The sequence below is a fragment of the Demequina sp. NBRC 110051 genome (assembly GCF_002090055.1).
GTDB lineage: Bacteria > Actinomycetota > Actinomycetes > Actinomycetales > Demequinaceae > Demequina.
In genome coordinates, this window is record NZ_BBRH01000006.1 from 235,405 (window position 1) to 255,999 (window position 20,595).

A 20,595-nucleotide genomic window follows, 5' to 3' on the forward strand; every position below is an offset into this window, starting at 1 on the left:
GCCAGCGTAGTGCGGCGACGACTGGCAGACTGTCGCGCGTGCAGCGACTGACTCCGACCCTTCGCCACTACGACTGGGGCACCACCGACGACATCCCGCGCCTGTTGGGGTTTGGCTCGGACGGCACGCCCTACGCGGAGGCGTGGTGGGGTGCTCACGACTCCGCGCCCTCGTGGGTGCCCGACGAGCACGGCCACATGCCGCTCGACGAGCTCATCGCCCAGCATCCGGTCGAGATGCTGGGGGCCGATGCCGTGGAGCGCTGGGGCGCCCGTCTCCCCTATCTCTTGAAGATCCTCGCCATCGAGAAGCCGCTGTCGATCCAGGTGCACCCGACTCTCGAGCAAGCGCGCGAGGGCTTTGCCCGCGAGCAGCGCGGCACGGGCGGTGCGCCGCACTCGTTCCTCGATCCGTTCCACAAGCCCGAGATGGTCGTTGCGATTACGCCGATGCGCGTGCTCGCTGGTGTGCGCGACCTGGAGGACACGGCCGCCGACCTGCGCGCGCTGGGGACCGAGCGCGCGGACGTCCTCGCGGGCGCGCTCGCGCGCGCGGAGGATGCTGAGGCGTTCCTCGCCGACATCCTCACCCGAGGTGCGGACGAGGAGACGTACGCGGCGCTCGCCCGGGTGGGTGCGGCATCGGCCCCCGGCACCTCGCTGAGGGCCGCGGCCGATGCCTTGGGCTACTTCCCGCAGGACCCCGGCGCCATCGTCGCGCTCGCCCTCAACCTGGTCGAACTGGAGCCGGGTGAGGCCGTGTTCACGGGCGCGGGGATCTTGCACTCGTACCAGTCGGGCCTCGGCGTGGAGATCATGGCGAACTCGGACAACGTAGTGCGCGCGGGGCTGACGCCCAAGCACATCGACGTGCCCTTGCTGCTCACCCTCGCCAACGCCGTGCCGGCAGAGGCCGAGCGGCCGAAGGAAACGCGCGAAGGGGCTGTGCGCCGCCTCGAGACCGTCGAGGACGAGTTCGCGCTCACGGTGGTCAACGAGGGAGAGGCGACCGTGGGAGCCGATCCGCGCATTGTCCTGTGCGTGACGGGCACCGCGAGCGTCGCCGCGGGCGACGAGGTGAAGACCCTCACAGCCGGACAGGCGCTGTTTGTGCGGGCCGCCGAAGGGGACGCCCGGATTGTCGCCGAGGGCATCACGGCGGTCGCCCACACGGCCTGCAGGCGGGCTTAACGTAGGACCTTGCACCGATAGGGTGGCGGCATGAGCGAGCGCATTTCCGTTTTTGGTACCGGGTATTTGGGTGCTACTCACGCCGCGGGTATGGCCGAGTTGGGTCACGAGGTCATCGGCGTCGATATTGATCCTGAGAAGGTCGCGCGGCTGTCGAACGGTGAGGTGCCGTTCTTCGAGCCCGGCCTGCCGGAGTTGCTGCGCAAGCATGTGGACTCGGGCCGCCTGCGTTTCACGACGGACGCTCGCGAAGCCGCCGAGTTTGCCGATGTGCACTTCATTGGTGTGGGCACGCCGCAGAAGAAGGGCGAGTATGCGGCGGACATGACGTTCGTGGACGCGGTCATCGAGACCCTCGCGCCGCTGCTGACGCGTCCGGCGACCATCCTGGGGAAGTCCACCGTCCCGGTGGGCACGGCCGCGCGCCTGGCCGCGCGCGTGCGCGAGCTCGCGCCCGTGGGCGATGACGCCCAGCTGGGCTGGAACCCGGAGTTCCTGCGCGAAGGCTTCGCGGTCGAGGACACGCTGCGTCCCGACCGTCTGGTGGTGGGCGTGGATCCGGCGAACCCCGGCCGTATCGAGGAGGTGGCCCGTCGCGTGTACGCGGAGGCCATCGAGCGTGACACGCCCTTCTTGGTGACCGACCTCGCCACCGCCGAGCTGGTCAAGGTCTCCGCCAACGCGTTCCTGGCGACCAAGATCTCTTTCATTAATGCGATCGCGGAGGTGTGTGAGGCCACCGGCGCCGACGTGGTGGACCTCGCGGACGCGATCGGTCACGACGCCCGCATTGGCCGCAAGTTCCTGGGTGCCGGCCTGGGCTTTGGTGGGGGATGCCTGCCCAAGGACATTCGCGCGTTCATGGCGCGCGCCGGCGAGCTGGGTGTGGACCAGGCGCTGACGTTCCTGCGTGAGGTCGACGGCGTCAACATGCGCCGGCGGGAGCACGTCATCAGCCTCGCCGGCGAGCTGATGGGTGACCTCCCTGGTACTCGCGTCGCGGTCCTCGGCGCCGCGTTCAAGCCCAACAGCGACGACATCCGTGACTCGCCCGCCCTCGATGTGGCCGGCAAGCTCCACCTCCAGGGCGCGACCGTGACGGTGCACGACCCCGAGGCCAACGCCAACGCCAAGAAGGTCTGGCCCACCCTGACCTACGTCGACAACGTCGAGGACGCCTGCCGCGACGCGGACCTCGTCGTGGTCGCGACCGAGTGGACCCAGTTCCGCGAACTCGACCCGACCGCTGTGAAGGACATGGTCAAGCACGCCCGCGTCATCGACGGCCGCAACTGCCTACCCGCCCAAGCCTGGATCGACGCCGGCTGGACCTACCGCGGCATGGGACGCCTCGCCTCATGAGCGACCTCATCGACACCACGGAGATGTACCTCCGCACTATCTGGGAGCTCATCGAGGACGGCGTGGTGCCGATGCGCGCACGGATTGCGGAGCAGCTTGAGCACTCGGGCCCCACGGTGTCGCAGACCATCGCCCGCATGGAGCGCGACGGCCTGGTGGTGCTGCAGCCCGATCGCAGCCTGCAGCTGACGGAGCTGGGCGAGCGCACCGCAATGCGGGTGATGCGCAAGCACCGCCTTGCCGAGCGGCTGCTGGTGGACGTGATCGGGCTGGATTTGCCCTACGTCCACGAGGAGGCGTGCCGGTGGGAGCACGTCATGAGCGATCGCGTGGAGCGACGCCTGGTGGAGATGCTGGGCGCGCCGCGGATGTCGCCCTACGGCAACCCGATCCCTGGCCTCGACGAGCTGGGTGTGGGGGAGGCCGCCGAGGGCACCGCTGGCGCTCCGATGTCGCTCGAGGCGGCCGTGGATGCGGGAATTTCTCAAGTCCGCGTCACGCGCATCGGCGAGAACCCGCAGGCGGCCGTCGGCTTCCTCAAGGACGCTCTGCTGGTCGGCTTGATACCTGGGGAGACGGTCTGCGTGAGCGGCACCGAGGAGGGCGTGAGGGTCGTCGCGGAGAGCGGCGAGATCACCCTCGCCTGGGACGCCGCGAGGCACGTGTTCGCGGTCGCCGACTTGGATTTTGATCACGATTAGGTAACATGGGCGTTTATTGACTCGAGAGGACACGACCTCGTCGGGCACCTGAGATGGCTCCAGAGACCCCCTCTGGGGCAGGTGTGCCGGGAACATCGACGCGTTGGATGGCAGCGCGGAAGGAACGCAAGGACTTTGAGGTACGGATACATGCGCGCCAGGACGCGTGCGGTGGCGGCTACGGCCGGTGCAGCGCTCGTCGTGGTGCCCCTCACGGGAGCCGCTGCGGCCGCTCTCGTCTCCCAGGACGTGACGGCCGAGACCGGGACGAGCGAGATCGCGCTGGAGGCCGATGCGGCCTCGGCAGACCTCGCCGCCGTGGCCTCCGAGGTGACCGCCGCCGGCGACGCCGGCTTTGACGTCGAAACCCCCCAGATCGACGTGTCGGAGGACCCGGAGCCCATCGTGACTCCGCCGCCGGCCCCCGCGCAGACCTCGACCTCGTCGAACTCGAGCTCGTCCTCGAGTTCAAGTTCGTCGTCGACCTCGTCGTCGACCTCGACCTCGAAGGCCCGCCCCGTGGCGAAGTCGTCGTCGGTCAAGGCCGCGATCTCCGGCTCCGCGATCATCGCCGAGGCCTCGAAGTACGTGGGCGTGCCCTACGTCTCGGGCGGCTCGTCGCCCTCGGGCTTTGACTGCTCGGGCTTCACGTCGTACGTGTACGGCCAGTTCGGCATCTCGCTGCCGCGCTCGTCCGGTGCCTACTACAGCGTGGGCACCCGCGTGTCGAACCCGCAGCCCGGCGACATCATCGTCTCGCCCGGCCACGTCGGCATCTACGCGGGCCCCAACCTGCAGATCGACGCGCCGCGCCCCGGCAAGACGATCCAGTTCCGCCCCATCTGGCAGTCCAACCCGGTATACGTCCGGGTCAGCTAGACCGCGCGCTTTCACGACGGCCGCCCTCCCCCTCTGGGGTGGGCGGCCGTCGTCGTGTGTGCCGTGCGGGCATCGTCCTCTGGCTTAGGCTGGAGCCATGCAGACCAATTGGGTGCCAAAGATGGCACGTGAGGTATCCGCCATCGGCCAGGGATGCTGGCAGCTGGGCGCGGACTGGACAGATGTCGCCGACGACACCGCCCAGCAGATTCTCGAGGCCGCGGCCGACGCGGGCGTGACGTTCTTCGACACGGCCGATGTGTATGGCGACGGCCGCTCGGAACGGGCCGTGGGCGCGTTTGTGGCGCGCCGGGCCGACCCGGCCATCACGGTCGCGACCAAGATGGGCAGGCGCGCCGACCCGCACGAGGCCTCCCAGTACACCCTCGACAACTTCCGGCGCTGGACCGATCGCTCGCGCGAGAACCTCGGCGTCGACACCCTCGACCTGGTGCAGCTGCATTGCCCGCCCTCCGAGGTCTTCGACGACCCGCAGACCTACGACGACCTTCGCACGCTCCAGCAGGAGGGGCGCATCGCCCGCTGGGGCGTCTCGGTCGAGACGTGCGAGGAGGCGCTCGCCGCCCTGCGCGAGCCCGACCTCGCCTCGATCCAGATCATCGTCAACCTGTTTCGTCGCAAGCCCCTCGAGCAGGTGCTGGGCACCGCGCGCGACGCGGGGGTGGGCATCATCGCCCGCGTGCCGCTCGCTTCGGGCCTGCTCTCGGGCAAGTACGACGAGCACACCACCTTCGGCGAGGGCGACCACCGCACGTACAACCGCGAGGGCAAGGCGTTCGACGTCGGCGAGACCTTCTCCGGGGTGCCGTTCGAGGTGGGCGTCCGCGCCGCGCGCGACGTGGCGGCGCTCACGCCGCCGGACCGCACTACCGCCCAGATGGCGCTCGCCTGGCTGGTGCAGATGGGTGTCGCGACGGTGATCCCCGGCGCGTCGAACCCCGACCAGGCAAGGGCCAACGCGGCCGCCGGCTCGCTCGAGGGGCTTGACGAGGAGCGCCGCGCGGCTCTCGCCAAGATCTACAACGACCAGATCCGCGAGTACGTCCACACACGCTGGTGAGAGGGATGGCCGATGCCGTGGTCGGCATCGGCAACCCGGCTCGCCTCCCGTAAGGGGTACCCTTCTAGGTGCCCCACGCGCCTGTAGCTCAGGGGATAGAGCACCGCTCTCCTAAAGCGGGTGTCGACAGTTCGAATCTGTCCAGGCGCACCACCCTTGGTGCGGCGCTGCCGCTTGCCGGGAGCAGGGGAGTGGCGTGGCCACCCAGGCGTGCAGACGCAGACCTCTACGGTGGTGGCATGGGGAACAAGAGCGAGGCCGATCCGAGCGCCATCGACACGGTGAGCAACGATGGCACACGGCGTCCGTAGAGGCGTGGCGCTCACGGTAGCTGTTGCTCTTGCACTTAGCGGCTGTCGGCCCGAGGGCGGCGAGGCTGCGCTCCTGAATGAAAGCGGCCGGGATGACCTCATCTTGGTCAAGATCAACGCAAGAGAGCGCGAGCACTCCCCTCAGCTGTTGGACGAGGTCGGTTACTTCGACACGCAGTTCCACGATCGAGAGCTGCAGTGTTACGTCGCGTCGGATGGGCGCTCGGAGGTGCGCACGCCTGCCGGTGAGGTCTTTGCGCGACACGACTTTGCGGACAGATCTGTGTGCGAGGGCGAGACCATCGTGCTGGGCTCCGACGGCTCGCTTACCTGGCAGTAGCGCGCCGGCGCGATGACGTCGCCTGCCGGTGCCGGGCCAGTTCCAGGCGCCTTTTCAGCGGCGACTGCCGCCGGTTTGACGAAAGCCCCGGCGAGGCTCACAATCTCTCCAACGGTGCACGTCGGCTGAAAAAGCGGGCGTGCACTGTCTGCATTTCGGCCTGCCTTGCGTGGCGCCGCCCGGCCAGCACGGCGTGGGTCACAGGAGCCTGTCAGTGAAGCGGATACCGTAGGGGAGTGGTGGACTACATCGGCCGAGCGCTCGTTTCCGACGCGCTCCAGGAATGGCGTGAACAGCTGCAGTCGCAGGCGACCGTCTCGCCTCTGCGCGATCTGGTCGCGACCAGCGCCAACGTCATCGACCTCAGGCACTCGCACCCCTCGGGGCTCGCGCAGTTGTTCGCCGGCCGCCCCACCGCGCTCACCAGTTTGCTGCGCGACGAGGCCACGCGGGACACCGTCCTGCACCGCGGCCGCGTGATCCTCGAGGAGGCCGAGCGGGTCAAGGCCGCCACCGGCGCGTGGACGGGCGCCATCGCCATCGGCACGCTCGCGTGGCACGAGTCCGAGCGCGACGTCGAGATGCCTCTGCTGCTGCGCGCCGTCGACCTCGAGCGCCACCGTGAACGCGACGTCCACCTCACGCTGCGCGACCACACCTGGATCAACCCCATCGTCGTCGCGCTGCTGCGCGAGCGCGCCGCCGCCGCGGGCGACGAGAACCCGCCCGAGCTGCCCCCCATCACGCCCGGCCGGGACTTCGACCCGCGTCCCCTGTGGGACGCGGTGCGCGCGCGCACGGATCTGCTGGGCGAGTCGCTCGCCGTGCGCGACCGCCTGGTGCTCGGCGCCTACGAGGACCCCGAGCAGCGCCTGCTCGACGACCTCGACGACCTCGACTCGGTCATCTCGGCCTCGCCGATCATCGCGGCGGCCGCCGGCGATCGCGACGCTGTCGCGACACTGTCCGAGCCGCTTCCCGCCTTTCCCAAGGGCGACCGCGACCCCTTCGCCGAGCGTGGCGCGGGCGACCTCGACGACACCCAGTTCGCGGCGCTGGACTTGATCGCGACCGGTCGCGACGTGTTCCTCCAAAGCCCCCCAGGGGCCGATGCCGTGGGCACCGCGGCGGCCATCGGCGCCGATGGCGCCGCCTCCGGCCGTACCGTCGCCATCGTCAGCGGCGAGGAGGCTTCCCTCAAGGCGGTCTCCCGGCGCCTGGGCGCCATCGGGGCCGGCGACCTGGTCATCGACGGCACCGTACCCACGTGGAACACCGGGGCTCGTGCGCGCCTGCTCGAGGCCATCACCATGGGCACTCCACATGTGGACGACACGGCGATGCGCCGCGCGGGCGAGGACCTGCTGCGCTCTCGCTCGGCCCTGCACCGCCGTTTCGACGCCCTGCACCGCTCGCACCGCCCGTGGGGCGTGAGTGCGTTCGAGGCCGTCCAGGCGATCGTGCGCATTACGACCTCCACGCCGGCCCCGGGTACCACCACGCGCCTGGGCACCGACGCCGCCGCGGTCGTGGCCGAGCACGGCTTCGCGTCCGTGGCCGCGGCCCTCGCCCGCACCCTCGCACCCGAGGGTGACGACGAGGCCGTCCAGGCCGAGCAGGCCGCCCACTCGGGCAGCGTCGAGACCGACGGCATGGACCCGTGGTGGACCGGGCACGCCGACGCGGAGCAGGCCCCACGCCTGGATGAGGCCCTCGCCTCGTTCCTGGGACGTTCCCTTCCTAAGATGCGGGCCGAGGCCGCCATCGCGGCGCACGAGACCGGGGTGGACGAGGCCGACTCGTTCGCGACCTGGGTCTCCCAGGTCGACATGTTCGCGTCGCTGCGCGAAATCCTCGAGATCTTCTCGCCCGCCGTATTCCACCGCTCGCTGCACGACCTGGTCGCGGCGACGGCGCCGCACGGCTCGTCCCGCTTTGTCGAGATGCCGCGGCGCGACCGTCGCGCGCTCATGCGCCGCGCCGTCGAGCTGCTGCGCCCCGGCCGCAGCAAGGACTCGCTCCACGACGACCTGGTGCGCGCCCATGACCTGGCACAGCAGTGGCGCGCCCACTGCTCGGCCGGCGGTTGGCCCGTGGTCCCCGACGACTACGACGTGTTCGTCGACCGGGTCGCGCGAGCCCGCGGCGAATGGGACACGATCGCCACGACCGTTGCGGCGGCGACGGGCGTCGACGACCTTCCCGAGCAGCCGTGGGACGACATGGTCGACCGCCTGGACCGGCTCGCGCTGGGCGTGCCCGGCTCGCTCGAGTCCTCCGAGGTGGCCGACGTCGACATCGACGTCGACCAGGGCGGCTTCGCGGCCCTGGTCGAGGACCTGCGCGAGCGTGGCGCGGGCCCCGAGCAGATCCGCCGCGACCTCGAGTTCGCCTGGTGGGCCGCGGCCTTCGACGCGATCGTGGGAGCCGATGCGACCCTCACGGAGTACGGCGCCCTCGCCGCCGCCATGGAGGAGTTCCGCACCAAGGACGCGGTGTTCGCCGGCGCGCGCATCGGCCCGCTCATGCGTGCGGCGGCCGAGCGCCGCCGCAGCGCCATCGCCCGCCACCCCGACCTTGCCCGCGACCTCTTCGCGGCGCTCGTCGAGGGCGCCGACGCGTCCTTCAAGGAGCTGTGGCGCGACTTCGCCCCGCTCGTGACGGCGCTGCGACCGGTGATCCTCGCGAAGGCCGAGCAGGTCTCGCGCCTCGCCCCCGCGTCGCGGAGCATCGACCTCGCCGTCGTGGTCGGCGGCGAGTCGCTCGCGCTCGCGGAGCTGGTGCCGACCCTCGCCCGCGCCAAGCAGGTTGTCGTCGTCGGCGACGCCCAGGCCGCGACGCGGTCGGCCGTGGCCGCGCTCGCCGCCATGCTGCCGCGCGTGACCATGCACGCCGCACCCCAGCCGCGCGATCCGCGCGTGAGCGCGCTGCTGGCGGCGTCAGCCTACGGCCGCGCCCTGCCCACCCAGCCCGCCGCCCGCGGCCAGGGCCGCCTCACGGTGCGTCACATCGACGCGGTCGGCACTCCGGTTGCCGGAACCTCGACGGTGGAGTCCACGAAGGCCGAGGTCGACGCGGTCGTCGAGCACGTGGCGCGCGCCACCCACTCCGTGCCGCGCACCGACGTCGTGGTCGTCGCGGGCAACGATCTGCACGCCGCCCGCGTGCGCGACGCACTGGCTCAGCACGACGCCAAGCTCGCCTCGGTCGCCGTCGAGACCCTGGGCGAGGTCGCGGGCCACCACGCTCACGAGGTGGTGCTTACGCTCGGGTATGCGGCCGACTCGAGCGGCGAGGCCCCCACCCACCTGGGCGCGCTGTCGAGCGACTGGGGACGCCAGGCCCTGGTGCAGGCGCTCGTGTGTGCGAGCCACGACATCACGGTGCTCACCACCCTCAGCGAGGACGCGCTCGCGTCCATCGGCACCGCCGACGCCGAGGGTGTCGAGGACCTGCGCGAGCTGATCCGCGCCTCGCGCGCCGAGCCCGTCGCACCCGAACGGCCCGAGCCCGCCCCATCCGACTGGCTGCTCGCGGACGTCGCGCAGCGCCTGCGCCGCGACGGCTACGCCGTTCACGTCCGCTACGGCACCGGCGCGGACGCCATCCCGATGGTGGTGGGCGGCCGCCACGACCGCGACTACACCGTGGCCGTCGTCACAGACGAGGCGACCCCGGCCGGATCGGTGTCGCTGCGCGACCGCATCCGCCGCCAGCGCTCCGGGCTCGAGCGACTGGGCTGGCGTGTGGTGCCGCTGTGGACGCTCGACGTGTTCATGGACCCCGACTCCGCCGCGGCTCAGGTGCTCGCGGCGCTGCCCGAGAACGACACCGCCGGCGAGGAGGTTCAGGAGTCGCTCGACCTGGGACTGCCCGAGGGTGAGCCCAGCCTGCCGCTGCCCGACCTCACGGAGCCCGAGCCGGCGCCCGCGCGCCCCGAGCCCGACGCCCTCACCATCGGCCTATCGACGTTGGCGGTGGCCGATGCCGTGGCCGCCTCCGCGCCCCAGGCGCCTTCCGCTGGAGAACCCGGGGACGCCGATCTGGCGGCGGCCGACGCGACCGAGGAGGAGCCCGTGAGCGAGCCAGAGCAGCCAGAGCAGCCAGAGCAGGAGAAGCCGGAGGCGGAGGCCGAAACTGAGCACACCGCCGAACCCGAGCCGAGCGAGGGTGCGCCGCAGATCAAGCCGGCCACGGCATCGGCCCGTCCGGCGCCCCGGGGCGCGGATCGTCCGCTGATCCCCACCAAGGCGTGGGAGGACTCGGACGAGGCATGGGGCGGGCGCGGCTCATCCTCGCGCGACGAGGAGATCCTGCGGGAAAAGCCCCCGCACTGGTGAGCGGCCCGAGCGGCCGCTCGGCTTAGCTGGCCGAGCCGGACTTGGCGGCGGCGCGCGAGTCGGTGCGGTAGAAGCCCGACCCCTTGAACGTCACGCCGACGTTGCCGAAGACACGGCGCAGCTCGCCGGCACATTCGGGGCACGCCTCGAGGGCGGAGTCGTGGATGGACTGCACCGTGTCGAAGCGGTGCTCGCACGCGCGGCAGGCATAGGTGTACGTGGGCATGTGCGTATCTTACGCGGGCACGACGGTGGTCAGCTGCGGGGTGACCACCATGGTGCACGGCAGGTCGTGGTCCTCGCGTGGCAACAGCGACTCGCCCGGGCCGTGAAACTCCGAGGCGAAGGTGAGCGCGATCACGGGAACGCCGGGCCGTGCGAGCTCGAGCGCGCGGTCGTACCAGCCGCCGCCCTGGCCCAGGCGGGTGCCGGTGGCATCGGCCGCGAGCGCCGGCACCACGACGACGTCCGCGTCGCCCAGAGCGTCGAACGGGAGGAACTCTCCCGACGGCTCGGGTGGTCGGCCGGGGGCGCGCTCGATGAGGTCCTCGGCGCCGTGATACTCGGTCCAGCCGCGCTGGAGGCCGTCGCCCAGGCGGGGGATGAGGACGCGCACGCCGCGATCGTGCAGGGCGGAGATCAGCGGGAGCGTGCCCGGCTCATGCGGGCGGGACGCGTAGACCGACACACAGCGGGCATCGGCCACCGCAGGGATCTCGAGGACGCGATCGCGCAGGATCTCCGCGAGTTCCGCATTGCGCCGCTCCGAACGGTGCATGCGGTCCTTGCGAATCGAGGCTCGCAGATGGGCCTTCTCTTCTTCCGGGGCGGGCGCACGGGTGCTGTGGGCCGACTGCGGTGTCATGGGTCCTATTGTGCCAGTGATGTGTGACATTGCCGTGTCGTGTCCCTCACAGGTGCGATTGTTGCGGCTGGCTCGCACGCGGCACCACAATGGCCATCATGACGACGCGGAGCCTGGCCGACCATCACGCAGCGGTCGCCCAGGCCCTCGTTCCCAATCCCGTCATGGATGTGCTGATCGCCGACGCCCTGGGTGGCACGCTCGCGCATGACATCGTGGCGCGCCGCGACGTGCCGCCGTATCCGGTCGCCGCGTACGACGGCTACGCGCTGAGCGCGGCCGAGCTCACCCCCGGCGTCACGCTGCCCGTGTCCTACGACATCGACTTCTCCTCGCGCTCGCCGCGCACCCACATCCCCGGCACCGCCGCGCGCATCCCCACCGGTGCGCCGCTTCCGCGGGGGGCCGATGCCGTGGTCGCCTTGGCGGACACCGACGAAGGGATGGCTCGCGTGAGCGTGGCCCGGGCGGCCTTCGTAGGGGAGGGGGTGCTGCCTGCCGGCAGCGAGATCGAGGCAGGCTCCCTCGTGGTCGAGGCGGGCACACGCCTGGGCCCGCGCCAGGTGGCCGCCGCCGCGGCGCTGGGGATGCCGCGCCTGCACGTGCACCCCGTGCCCCGCGTGGTCGTGATTGCCGTGGGCGACGAGCTCATCGACCCGGGCGCGCGCAGCCTGGGCGGCGAGGTGGCCGACGCCGACAGTCACCTGCTGACCGGCATGATCCGCCGCGCGGGCGCCCAGGCGTTCCGGGTGGGACCCGTGCCCGACGACCCGGCATCGCTGCGCGCCGCGATCGAGGACCAGATGGTGCGTGCCGACGTCCTCATCACCACGGGCGGACTATCGGGCGGGCCGCGAGACAACGTCGCGGCCGTGCTGAAGCGCCTGGGCCAGTTCGAGGTGGTCGACCTGGACGTGCGCCCCGGCGGGCGTCAGGGCCTCGGCGTGCTCGAGTTTGGTGACCGGACGCTTCCGGTCGTGGCGCTGCCGGGTAACCCCGGCGAGGCCGCGATCGGGTTCGAGGCCTGCGTGAGGCCCGCCCTGCGCGCCATGTGCGGGTACACGTCGCGCGAGCGTGAGACGGTGACCGCGCGCGCCACGCGCGACTGGTCGGTGCCGGCCGGCGCGGTGCGTGCCACCCCGGTGGTGCTCGACGACGTCGACGGCGAGGCTCTTGTGACGCCGCTGTTGTCGCCGCGCCTGTCCGTCATCGACATGGCGAGGGCCGATGCCCTGGTGTGGTCGGGCGAGCAGGGTCTCGACGTGCGCGCGGGAGACTCCGTGCGCTGCGCGCTGTGGGGGTGAGCCCATGCGTCCCGTCGAGCTGACCCAGGATGGGGTCACCATCCGCGTGCTGCGCCGTTCGGACGAAGACCAGTGGCATGCGCTGCGCCGGCGCAATCGTGAATGGCTGCGCCCGTGGGAGGCCACGCTGCCGCCGGGAAGGAGCGAGCCGTCCCTGACCTTCACCGGCCTGGTGCGCCGCGAGAAGCGACAGTGGCGCGACAACACGGGCTACCCCTTCGTGATCTCCGTGGGCGGGGAACTGGTGGGACGCGTCGCCGTGGCCGGGGTGCGGTGGGGCGCGGAATGCGGGGCGTCGATCGGTTACTGGGTCGACCAGGCGCACGCCGGGCGAGGGATCGTGCCCACCGCCGTCGCGCTCGCGACCCAGCATGGCTTCGCGGCCGGCCTGCACCGCCTGGAGATCGCGGTGCGGCCGGAGAACACTGCGTCGTTGCGTGTGGCCCACAAGCTGGGGTTCGTCGAGGAGGGCCTGCGCCGCTCCTATCTGTTTATTGATGGCGACTGGCGCGACCACCAGGTCTTCGTCCGCACTCAAGCCATGGCACGCATCGGCCGATATTGGGATTCAGGGCTCTGACACGCCGCGCGCCATCCCGGCTGTCGCGGGCCCGTGGCCGTACCGTTCTGAGTCATGGTTCCGGTCGGACTTCTCGCCATCATCGCCCTCGGGCTCGTTGTGGCATACGTCCTACCCCAGCGCATCAAGGAACGCTCCGAATACGCGCTGGTGCGCACCGAGGACCGCTACTCCGCGCAGATGCGTGTGGTGCGCTCTTCTGCCGAGCGCATCCAGCGCGCCATCTCCCGGCCGTCGACCGACTCCGGTGAGGTCCCGCTGCTGACGACCGGCGTGAAGCGCGCCGAGCGTGTCGCGTCCGAGCGTGCCGAGTCCATGTCCCGTCCGTCGGGCCCGCTTGACCGCGCCGCCACCTTCGCCCAGCGCGAGTCGTACCACCTGCGCCGCGACCGCAGCGAGATCCTCGCGGAGCGCGCCGCCCAGGCCAAACGCCGCGTGGCCGTCGCCGGCGTCGTGCTCGTCGCCACGCTCGCTACCTGGGGCTTTGTTGCCTTCGCGGGTGCCTCCGCGATCATCGGCGCGGCCGTGACCGCGGTGCTCGTCGGCGTCGTCGCCCAGGGCGCCCGCGCCGCCGCGGCCCAGCGCCGCGCCGACGAGCGCGTGCTGCTGGTCGCCCGCGAGGTCGAGGCCGCTGCCACTGCCACCCAGGCGCTGCGCGTGGTCAGCCGCGAGCGCGCCGCCGGCCGCGCCGCCGAGCCGTCCGACGTCGCCACCCAGGCCATCCGTATCGTTACCGCCGAGGATCTCGCCCCGCTGGCTGCACCGGCCCCGGTCATTGCCGAGGAGCCCGTGGCGGTCGCCGAGCCTGCTCCCGAAGAGTCGGCCGCATGGAGCCCGCCCGCCATGCCGGCACCGTCCTACACGTTGAAGGCCACGGTCCGCCAGCGTGAGGCCCGCCCTGTCTCCGCTGATGACTACGACGCCGCGCGCGCCCGCGCGGCCCGCTGGGGCGAGGCGCAGGAGCCTCAGGTCACCGAGGCCGAGCCCGCCACGGGCGCGCTCGACGCGATCCTCGCGCGCCGCCGCCACTCGGCGTAGTTCTCCCCCGCCACTTCCCGGTCCTTGCGCTGGCGGTAGCGACACGGCGACAATCTCGCTGCCCGTCAATCCTGGCGGTCGGGTTCTGGTGCGTCATGTGGCGTGAACGCCCGCGAACCGCGCGGCTCCACCGGTTGCGACGCCCTCACACCTTGGTTACCGTCCAGTAAGTAACGGGCAGAGTGTCCGTTACGTCACCAAGGTCCTCAGCGTCGAGGGCCGGAAGGAGTGTCGATGACGACACGCATGACATCGACCGCGCGCGGGCGCACCGCGACGCTGGTCACCGCCGTCGGCGTCGCGGCCGCGGCCGCGCTGGCCTCGCCCGCCGCGGCGCAGGGCAACCCCCACGACGACGGCCCCGCATCCTTGGGCCCGAACGTCACCCTCATCGATCCGTCGATGACGACGGCCCAGATCGAGCAGATCATGGGCGATCTCGCCGACCAGCAGCGCGACGCGGAGATGACGGAGGCCAGGCACGCCGTGCTGTTCATGCCGGGCGAGTACGGCGCGGAGGACCCGCTACACGTCGAGGTGGGCTACTACACGGAGGTCGCGGGACTGGGCGAACAACCCGGCGACGTCGACATCACGGGCACCATCGAGGTGTACAACCGCTGCCTCGCCGACGGCGGCACCGGCAACTGCATCGCGCTAGTGAACTTCTGGCGCACCCTCGCCAACCTGCACCTCACCGTCGACACCGGCGATCGTGGCTGCCGCACCGGCTCCAACTTCTGGGCGGTCTCGCAGGCCGTGTCGATGCGCCGCCTGGACGTGACCGGCCAGGTCAGCCTCATGGACTACTGCACCGCAGGGCCGCAGTATGCGAGCGGCGGCTACATCGCCGATTCGCGCTTCTCCGGCACCGTCATCAACGGGTCCCAGCAGCAGTGGCTCACCCGCAACTCCGAGGTCGGCAACTGGTCCAACGCCGTGTGGAACCAGGTGTTCTCCGGCGTCGAGTTCGGCGGCCTGGGCCCGGACCCCGTGCCCACCGACGCGGCGTTCCCCGCCACGCCGTACACCGTGCTCGACGAGACCCCGGTGAGCCGCGAGAAGCCCTTCCTCTACGTGGACGACGACGGCGACTACCTGGTGCGCGTGCCCGCCGCCGACACGGACACGAGCGGAGTGAGCTGGGACGAGGGTGCCGTCGCGGGCCGCTCGATCCCGCTCGAGGACTTCTTCGTGGCCTCGCCCGACGACTCCGTCAAGGACATCAACAGGGCCCTCGCCCGCGGCAAGCACCTGCTGCTCACCCCGGGCGTGTACGACGTGGACCAGACCATCTCCGTCAAGCGCGCGGACACCGTCGTCCTGGGCCTGGGTCACGCGACACTGACGGCCGTGGGCGGCGCCGTGCCCCTCGAGACGAGCGACAAGCCCGGCATCATCGTCGCGGGCGTCACCATCGATGCCGGCACGGAGCTCTCGCCTGCGCTGCTGCGCGTGGGCAAGGCGGGCGGCGAGGGGCACGGCAATCAGGCCAATGCCGCCAACCCCATCACGCTGTCCGACGTCTACTTCCGCGTGGGTGGGCCCCACATCGGCAAGACCGAGACGGCGCTGGAGGTCAACGCAGACGACGTGCTCATCGACCACACCTGGGTGTGGCGAGGCGACCACGGCGTAGAGGGCTTCACCGAGGGCGTCAACGGCGACACGGACAGGTGGAACACCAATACGGGCCTCAACGGCGTGATCGTCAACGGCGACGACGTGACGGCCACCGGCCTGTTCGTCGAGCACTTCCAGGAGCACAACACCATCTGGAACGGCGAGCGCGGCACCGTGGTGCTCTACCAGAACGAGCTGCCATACGACCCGCCCACCCAGGCGGACTGGACCATGCCCGACGGCACGCTCGGATGGGCGGGCTACAAGGTGGCCGATGACGTCACCGAGCACCGCCTTTATGGCGCCGGGGTGTACGTGTTCAACCAGAACAACCCGGCGATTGTCACGGAGAACGGCTTCGACGTTCCCCAGACGCCCGGCGTCCAGCTGCACCACATCATGACGGTGAACCTGTCCGCCGGCACCATCAACCACGTCGTCAACGGCGTGGGCGACGCGGTGCCGCCGGAGACCTCCGGCAGCCCCGAATACGTGGTCGACTACCCGGCCCCGTAAGACGGCGAGGGCCGATGCGGTGGTCGCCCACCGCATCGGCCCTCCCCTCGGTCGTGGTTCAGACCGTGACGGAGATGCCCGCCATGAGGCGGTCGAAGACCCGCTCGCGGTCGAAGTGCAGGCCGTGCTCGCGGGCACGCTCGCGGTGGGCGGCGCGCTCGAAGTCCGTCATCCCGAGTGCCGCGCGGTCGATGGCCGCCGCGATGGCCGCGGGGTCCTCGACGGGCACCATGAGCGCGGTGTCGCCCACGGCCTCGCCGATGCCGCCGGTGTCGCACGTGATCACGGGCCCGCCGCCCGCGAGCATCTCCTCGACGAGCGCGATACCGAACGTCTCGGTGAACTCGGGGCGGGGCTTGGACGGCAGCGCATAGGCGGCGCAGCCGGCCATGAGGTGCGGCTTCTCCTCGTCGCCCACGTCATCGAGGAACACGATGCGGTCGGCGGCGGGGGAGGAGGCGGCGTAGGCGCGGAACTCCTCGGCCTCGGGTCCACGTCCCGCGATCACCAGGGTGCGGGAGTGGTTCGTCATGGAGGCGGCGAAGCCGTCGATGAGGTCGTCCACGCCCTTCGCGGCGCCTAGGCGGGACAGGAACAGGACGTAGCCGTCGCGGGTGAGGCCTCGGGCGGCGAGGTACTCGTCCGTGACTTCGGGGTCGAGCACCAGGTAGGACGACGTGTCGATCGCGGGATACGAGATCGCGATGCGCGCCGCGCACTCGGAGGCAAAGGTGGTGCCGAAGCGCTCGTCGATCTCGCTGGCGGCCTCGACGATGACCTCCTTGGTGTAGCGCGACACCGCGACGCAGTGGTCTTGCGACAGGTAGCTCGACAACACGTGGGCGGCGGCGCCGAATCGCCCCTCTTCGACGCACGCGCGGACGATGTCGGTGACGTCGGATCCCACGGCCTCCGCGACCGTGGTGACGTTCACGGGAAGCCCGGTGGCGTGGGCGGCCCTCACGGCATCGGCCACCGCAATCGTGTGAGGTGACAGATACAGCGACAGGCATACCGTCGGGACTCCGTCGGTGAACAGCTCGATGAGACGACCGGTGAGGCCCGCGAGGTAGCGGCCGTCGGGGATCTTGTAGCCGCCCACGGGGTCGGGGCGCTCCACGGTGATGCCGGGCGAATACGGCAGAACCGTGTCGAGGGGCTTGAGGGGCAGCCCCGTCTCCTCGAGGCGGTCCAGCGGCCAGGTGACGATCCGCACGTCGTCGAATCCGCGGGTGAGGGCGACCTCGGCGAGGTTGCGCGCCTCTCCCGAATGGCCGCAGATCACCGGATCGGCGCGCACGACGATGACGAGTCGGCGGTCGGGGATTGCGTTCATGGCTCACACCTCCTGTTCGGGGCCCCACGAGGGGGGACGGACGTTGCGGCCCCAGTCGCTCGGCTCGGGGCCGAGGGACAGGTGTAGGCGGCCGCCTTCATGCACCACCGAGGCGTCGATCCACGACCCCTCGATGGCCTCTCCATTGAGGCTTGCAGACTGGATGTACTGGACCGGGCCGCCGGGCGTGGGCTCGACGAAGCCGGAGGTGTCGATGGTGAGGGTGCCCCGCGCCATCGAGACGGTGGAGTAGTGGAAGGACGGCGGGTGCAGCAGGAAGATCGACTGCCCCGCGACCGGGAAGAGCCCCAACGAGGCCCACACGTACCAGCTGGACAGGCCGCCCGAGTCGTCATTGCCTGGGAGGCCACCCCTGCCGGTGCCGAACTGATGGTTGATGATCGCATGGACCACCTCGGCTGTCCTGTCGGGACGGCCCGCGTAGTGGTAGGCCCAGGGCGCCTCCATGTCCGGCTCGTTGTTGAGACCCTCGAAGCGGCCCAGCGCGTAGCCCTCTGTCATCTCCTCCAGGCCGGGCGCGACGCCCGGCTGGACCACGGCATCGGCCCCATACCCAAAGAAGCGATCGAGGAGGGCGACAAAGGCGTCGTCGCCGCCGGCGACCGCGATCCTCGTAGTCATGTCGTGCACCAGGCGGAACGAGTAGTTGTACTTGGTGCCCTCGTAGAACGTGGAGTCCTTGAGCAGGCCGGTCGACTCGTCGAAGGCGTTGAGCCAGCGGCCGGCGAGACGCTCGAACTCGCTCGCGAGCGCGTCGTCGCCGATGGCACGCGCAATGTACGAGGTGCACCAGTAGCCGTGGGCGATGTCCAGGGTGTGGCTGATGGGGTGAGCCAGGCCGTGCTGGAGGAAGTCCTCGCCGTAGGTGCGGCGCAGGTCGGCCGCGAGGTGGACGAGGGCCCACTCCCAGTCGATGCCGGGCAGGCCCAGCTTCGCGAGGTCCGCCAACAGCGTGTGGGCGAGCGCGCTGCCCTGGCGGCCAAAGCGATCCGAGCCGCGCGCCATGCGGTAGCCGATGGGGAGGTTGCCCTCCTGCTCGCAGATGGTGAGCAGGGCGTTGGCGAGTTCCACGGCTTTCTCAGGCGCGAGGGCCGTCAGCAGCGGCAGCTGCGTGCGGTAGATGTCCCACATGGTCGAGATGTCGAACACCCACGGGCCCTTGGTGGGCCAAAACGGGCTCTCGTCGGCCGCGAAGGATGGCTTGACGAGCGAGTGGTACAGCGCGGTCGCGAACACCTCGCGGCGCTGGTGGTTGTCGGTCTCGACGTGGATCTGGCTGAGCGACTCGTCCCATGCGGCGCGGGTGGCCTGCGCACGGCGACTAAACGACGGGCCGCCCGAGGCGCCATCGCGTTCGAGGTTCTTGCGCGCCTGCTCCACGCCGCGCAGCGAGAATCCCATGCGCAGCTCGACCGTCTGGCCCTCGGTGGTGGGGCCGCCCCACATGAACCCGAAGGGGCGCAGCGTGGTGGGGCGGATGTGGTCGAACGCGAGGGTGGAGCCGCCGGGCATGAGCCTGCGGTCGTACCACAGCAGCTGGCGCCAGCCGTCGACGTCGCACTCGATGTGGACCGCGAGGGGCGCACCCTCGACGACGATCTCGCCTTGCATGATGCCCGGCTCGACGGACTCGAGGTGGGCGCGCAGCGGCACGGTCGAGCCGTAGGGGATCGCGAGGCCGCCCATGGACATGTCGACGATCACGCGGGCGTCGGGGTGGGCGGGGAACGTGTAGCGGTGCACGGCGGACTTGGGGCCCACGGTGAGCTCCGCGGTGATGCCCGAGTCGAGCCGCGCGCGGTAGCGACCGGGCGAGGCCTGCTCGTTGGTGAGGGTCCACGTGCGGCCCAAGGCGTCGAGCGGCTCGAGCATGGGGGTGACGCGCATGTAGTTGTAGTACTTGCGGATCGCGCCCGTGCCGGACTGCTGGAAGTGGGTGAAGCCGCTCGCGACCAGCTCGTCGTGGAGGTTGGCCGGCACGCCCTCGGTCGACAGCTCGTACAGGCCGTAGCCCGTGGGGTACGCGCCGGAGTAGGCGCACGCCGAGACCATGCCGAGCGGATGCACCGCGCCCGGGTGGGTGTTGCCCACCTGTGGCTTGGGCCACCACCAGGTAGCCGCGAGCCCCTGAGGCTCGGGCAGGTCGGTGGCGTCGACCCCGATGAAGGGATCCACGTGCTCCAGCATGGGCGTCCGCCTCTCTCCCGTGGCCTACAGCATGGCGCGACCCGCCGGTGGGTCGCTACCGGTGACGGTAAAGGGACCGGATTCCGGCGTCATTGCCGAAATGTGACGAACACTTTAACTTTCCGGGTGTCGCACCCCCGCCCTCATGGCGCAAATGCGGACATTTGCGCCGCGGAGCGCGGTTTCGTGGGGGAGATCGGGCCACCAGGTGACAAGAAAGGAAGGGCCGATGCCGTGGCTGGCCAGCCACAGCATCGGCCCTTCACGACGCGGTGGGGCTTAGCCGTCGATCGTGGTGCGCTGCTCGCCCACGGGAGGCAGGTTCTTGCCCAGCGCGAAGGCCTGCATGAGGCCCACGATGCCGATGAGGATCAGCGTGACGCCCATCATGACGACCAGCGCGAGGGCCGACCACGTGGGGACGATGATGACGACGAGGCCCGCGATGATCGAGATCGCGCCGCGCACGTAGCCCATGCCGGAGGTCTTACCGCGGCCGGCCTGCGCGAGCGTCGCGACGCCCTCGATGAGCCAGCCCATGCCGATGAGGACGACGGTGATGACGGTGAGAACCTCGGCCGCGGCGGTGAGGTTCTTGAGCGCGACGATGCCGCCCAGCAGCAGGAACAAGCCCAGGATGATGTTGAGCAGGCGGAAACCGCTCGAGACATCACGCGTGAAGATGCCGATCGACGTGCGCACCACACCTGTGATGACGAAGAAGATGCCCGCGAACGTCGCCGCGACCACGAGCGACTTGCCCGGCCACACGAGCATCGCGATACCGATGAGAACGCCGAGCGCGCCCAGCACGCCGAGCATGGTGCGCGCCGCGTTGACGGCGGAGCGCGCCATCTTCTCGGGGTCAATCTCGAGCCCGTCGAAGGGCGAACGGGGATAGGGCTGCTGCGTCACGGGATC

At 70.8% G+C, this 20,595-nt stretch carries 16 protein-coding genes and 1 tRNA gene; 12 read left to right on the top strand and 5 right to left on the bottom strand.

The features are described 5' to 3' along the window. Nucleotides 1-38: 38 nt before the first annotated feature. The 8 genes from manA to B7K20_RS13015 all read left to right on the top strand — a co-directional run bounded on the left by manA (nt 39) and on the right by B7K20_RS13015 (nt 10,204). On the top strand, nt 39-1,190 hold the full coding sequence (gene manA, locus B7K20_RS01020) for a mannose-6-phosphate isomerase, class I (protein WP_084099651.1): 1,152 nt from the start codon (nt 39-41) through the stop codon (nt 1,188-1,190). Between the two features lie 30 nt (nt 1,191-1,220). After that, complete coding sequence (locus B7K20_RS01025; protein WP_084099652.1) at nt 1,221-2,552, top strand: UDP-glucose/GDP-mannose dehydrogenase family protein; 1,332 nt, start codon at nt 1,221-1,223, stop codon at nt 2,550-2,552. After that, on the top strand, nt 2,549-3,253 hold the full coding sequence (locus tag B7K20_RS13375) for a metal-dependent transcriptional regulator (protein WP_084099653.1): 705 nt from the start codon (nt 2,549-2,551) through the stop codon (nt 3,251-3,253). Before B7K20_RS01025 ends, B7K20_RS13375 begins: the two co-directional genes overlap by 4 nt. A 150-nt stretch (nt 3,254-3,403) precedes the next feature. Further along, on the top strand, nt 3,404-4,132 hold the full coding sequence (locus B7K20_RS13380) for a C40 family peptidase (protein ID WP_200808995.1): 729 nt from the start codon (nt 3,404-3,406) through the stop codon (nt 4,130-4,132). Between the two features lie 97 nt (nt 4,133-4,229). Beyond that, nucleotides 4,230-5,213 (top strand): aldo/keto reductase, encoded by a 984-nt coding sequence (locus B7K20_RS01040; RefSeq protein WP_084099654.1) that lies wholly within the window; start codon nt 4,230-4,232, stop codon nt 5,211-5,213. Nucleotides 5,214-5,290: 77 nt separating this feature from the next. Then, nucleotides 5,291-5,366, top strand: a tRNA-Arg gene (locus B7K20_RS01045). A 261-nt stretch (nt 5,367-5,627) separates the two neighbouring features. Then, entirely contained in the window at nt 5,628-5,864 is a 237-nt protein-coding gene (locus tag B7K20_RS01050) for a hypothetical protein (protein ID WP_144018457.1), read from the top strand. Between the two features lie 236 nt (nt 5,865-6,100). Next, entirely contained in the window at nt 6,101-10,204 is a 4,104-nt protein-coding gene (locus B7K20_RS13015) for a DUF4011 domain-containing protein (protein ID WP_159449285.1), read from the top strand. Between the two features lie 22 nt (nt 10,205-10,226). Here B7K20_RS13015 and B7K20_RS01060 read toward each other — a convergent pair whose 3' ends face one another. Together B7K20_RS01060 and B7K20_RS01065 are read right to left on the bottom strand one after the other, a co-directional pair. Further along, entirely contained in the window at nt 10,227-10,430 is a 204-nt protein-coding gene (locus B7K20_RS01060; RefSeq protein WP_084099657.1) for an FmdB family zinc ribbon protein, read from the bottom strand. Nucleotides 10,431-10,439: 9 nt separating this feature from the next. After that, nucleotides 10,440-11,069: a 5-formyltetrahydrofolate cyclo-ligase gene (locus tag B7K20_RS01065; protein ID WP_084099658.1), complete on the bottom strand. Its 630-nt coding sequence runs from the start codon at nt 11,067-11,069 to the stop codon at nt 10,440-10,442. A gap of 98 nt (nt 11,070-11,167) precedes the next feature. On the opposite strand from B7K20_RS01065, the gene glp reads away from it, so the two are divergent. The 4 genes from glp to B7K20_RS01085 all read left to right on the top strand — a co-directional run bounded on the left by glp (nt 11,168) and on the right by B7K20_RS01085 (nt 16,130). Next, nucleotides 11,168-12,373, top strand: a complete 1,206-nt coding sequence (glp, locus tag B7K20_RS01070; RefSeq protein WP_159449286.1) for a gephyrin-like molybdotransferase Glp — start codon at nt 11,168-11,170, stop codon at nt 12,371-12,373. A gap of 4 nt (nt 12,374-12,377) precedes the next feature. Then, on the top strand, nt 12,378-12,953 hold the full coding sequence (locus B7K20_RS01075) for a GNAT family N-acetyltransferase (RefSeq protein ID WP_084099660.1): 576 nt from the start codon (nt 12,378-12,380) through the stop codon (nt 12,951-12,953). A gap of 54 nt (nt 12,954-13,007) precedes the next feature. After that, the gene (locus B7K20_RS13020) at nt 13,008-13,991 is read left to right on the top strand and encodes a hypothetical protein (protein WP_084099661.1); all 984 of its coding nucleotides are present in this window, start codon (nt 13,008-13,010) and stop codon (nt 13,989-13,991) included. Between the two features lie 234 nt (nt 13,992-14,225). Then, the gene (locus B7K20_RS01085; protein ID WP_234985642.1) at nt 14,226-16,130 is read left to right on the top strand and encodes a glycoside hydrolase family 55 protein; all 1,905 of its coding nucleotides are present in this window, start codon (nt 14,226-14,228) and stop codon (nt 16,128-16,130) included. Nucleotides 16,131-16,188: 58 nt separating this feature from the next. Here B7K20_RS01085 and B7K20_RS01090 read toward each other — a convergent pair whose 3' ends face one another. The 3 genes from B7K20_RS01090 to B7K20_RS01100 form a co-directional block, all read right to left on the bottom strand. Then, complete coding sequence (locus tag B7K20_RS01090; RefSeq protein ID WP_084099662.1) at nt 16,189-17,466, bottom strand: glycosyltransferase; 1,278 nt, start codon at nt 17,464-17,466, stop codon at nt 16,189-16,191. A 3-nt stretch (nt 17,467-17,469) separates the two neighbouring features. Next, entirely contained in the window at nt 17,470-19,674 is a 2,205-nt protein-coding gene (locus B7K20_RS01095) for a glycoside hydrolase domain-containing protein (protein ID WP_084099663.1), read from the bottom strand. 279 nt (nt 19,675-19,953) lie between these two features. Continuing rightward, nucleotides 19,954-20,589 (bottom strand): HdeD family acid-resistance protein, encoded by a 636-nt coding sequence (locus B7K20_RS01100; protein WP_084099664.1) that lies wholly within the window; start codon nt 20,587-20,589, stop codon nt 19,954-19,956. Nucleotides 20,590-20,595 lie beyond the last annotated feature (6 nt).

Excerpts from the sequence above, each read along its gene's own strand:
- B7K20_RS01025 (WP_084099652.1), top strand. The coding sequence starts at position 1,221 with ATGAGCGAGCGCATTTCCGTTTTTGGTACCGGGTATTTGGGTGCTACT.
- B7K20_RS13375 (WP_084099653.1), top strand. The coding sequence starts at position 2,549 with ATGAGCGACCTCATCGACACCACGGAGATGTACCTCCGCACTATCTGG.
- B7K20_RS13380 (WP_200808995.1), top strand. The coding sequence starts at position 3,404 with ATGCGCGCCAGGACGCGTGCGGTGGCGGCTACGGCCGGTGCAGCGCTC.
- B7K20_RS01040 (WP_084099654.1), top strand. The coding sequence starts at position 4,230 with ATGCAGACCAATTGGGTGCCAAAGATGGCACGTGAGGTATCCGCCATC.
- B7K20_RS01060 (WP_084099657.1), bottom strand. The coding sequence starts at position 10,430 with ATGCCCACGTACACCTATGCCTGCCGCGCGTGCGAGCACCGCTTCGAC.
- B7K20_RS01065 (WP_084099658.1), bottom strand. The coding sequence starts at position 11,069 with ATGACACCGCAGTCGGCCCACAGCACCCGTGCGCCCGCCCCGGAAGAA.
- glp (WP_159449286.1), top strand. The coding sequence starts at position 11,168 with ATGACGACGCGGAGCCTGGCCGACCATCACGCAGCGGTCGCCCAGGCC.
- B7K20_RS01075 (WP_084099660.1), top strand. The coding sequence starts at position 12,378 with ATGCGTCCCGTCGAGCTGACCCAGGATGGGGTCACCATCCGCGTGCTG.
- B7K20_RS13020 (WP_084099661.1), top strand. The coding sequence starts at position 13,008 with ATGGTTCCGGTCGGACTTCTCGCCATCATCGCCCTCGGGCTCGTTGTG.
- B7K20_RS01085 (WP_234985642.1), top strand. The coding sequence starts at position 14,226 with ATGACGACACGCATGACATCGACCGCGCGCGGGCGCACCGCGACGCTG.
- B7K20_RS01090 (WP_084099662.1), bottom strand. The coding sequence starts at position 17,466 with ATGAACGCAATCCCCGACCGCCGACTCGTCATCGTCGTGCGCGCCGAT.
- B7K20_RS01095 (WP_084099663.1), bottom strand. The coding sequence starts at position 19,674 with ATGCTGGAGCACGTGGATCCCTTCATCGGGGTCGACGCCACCGACCTG.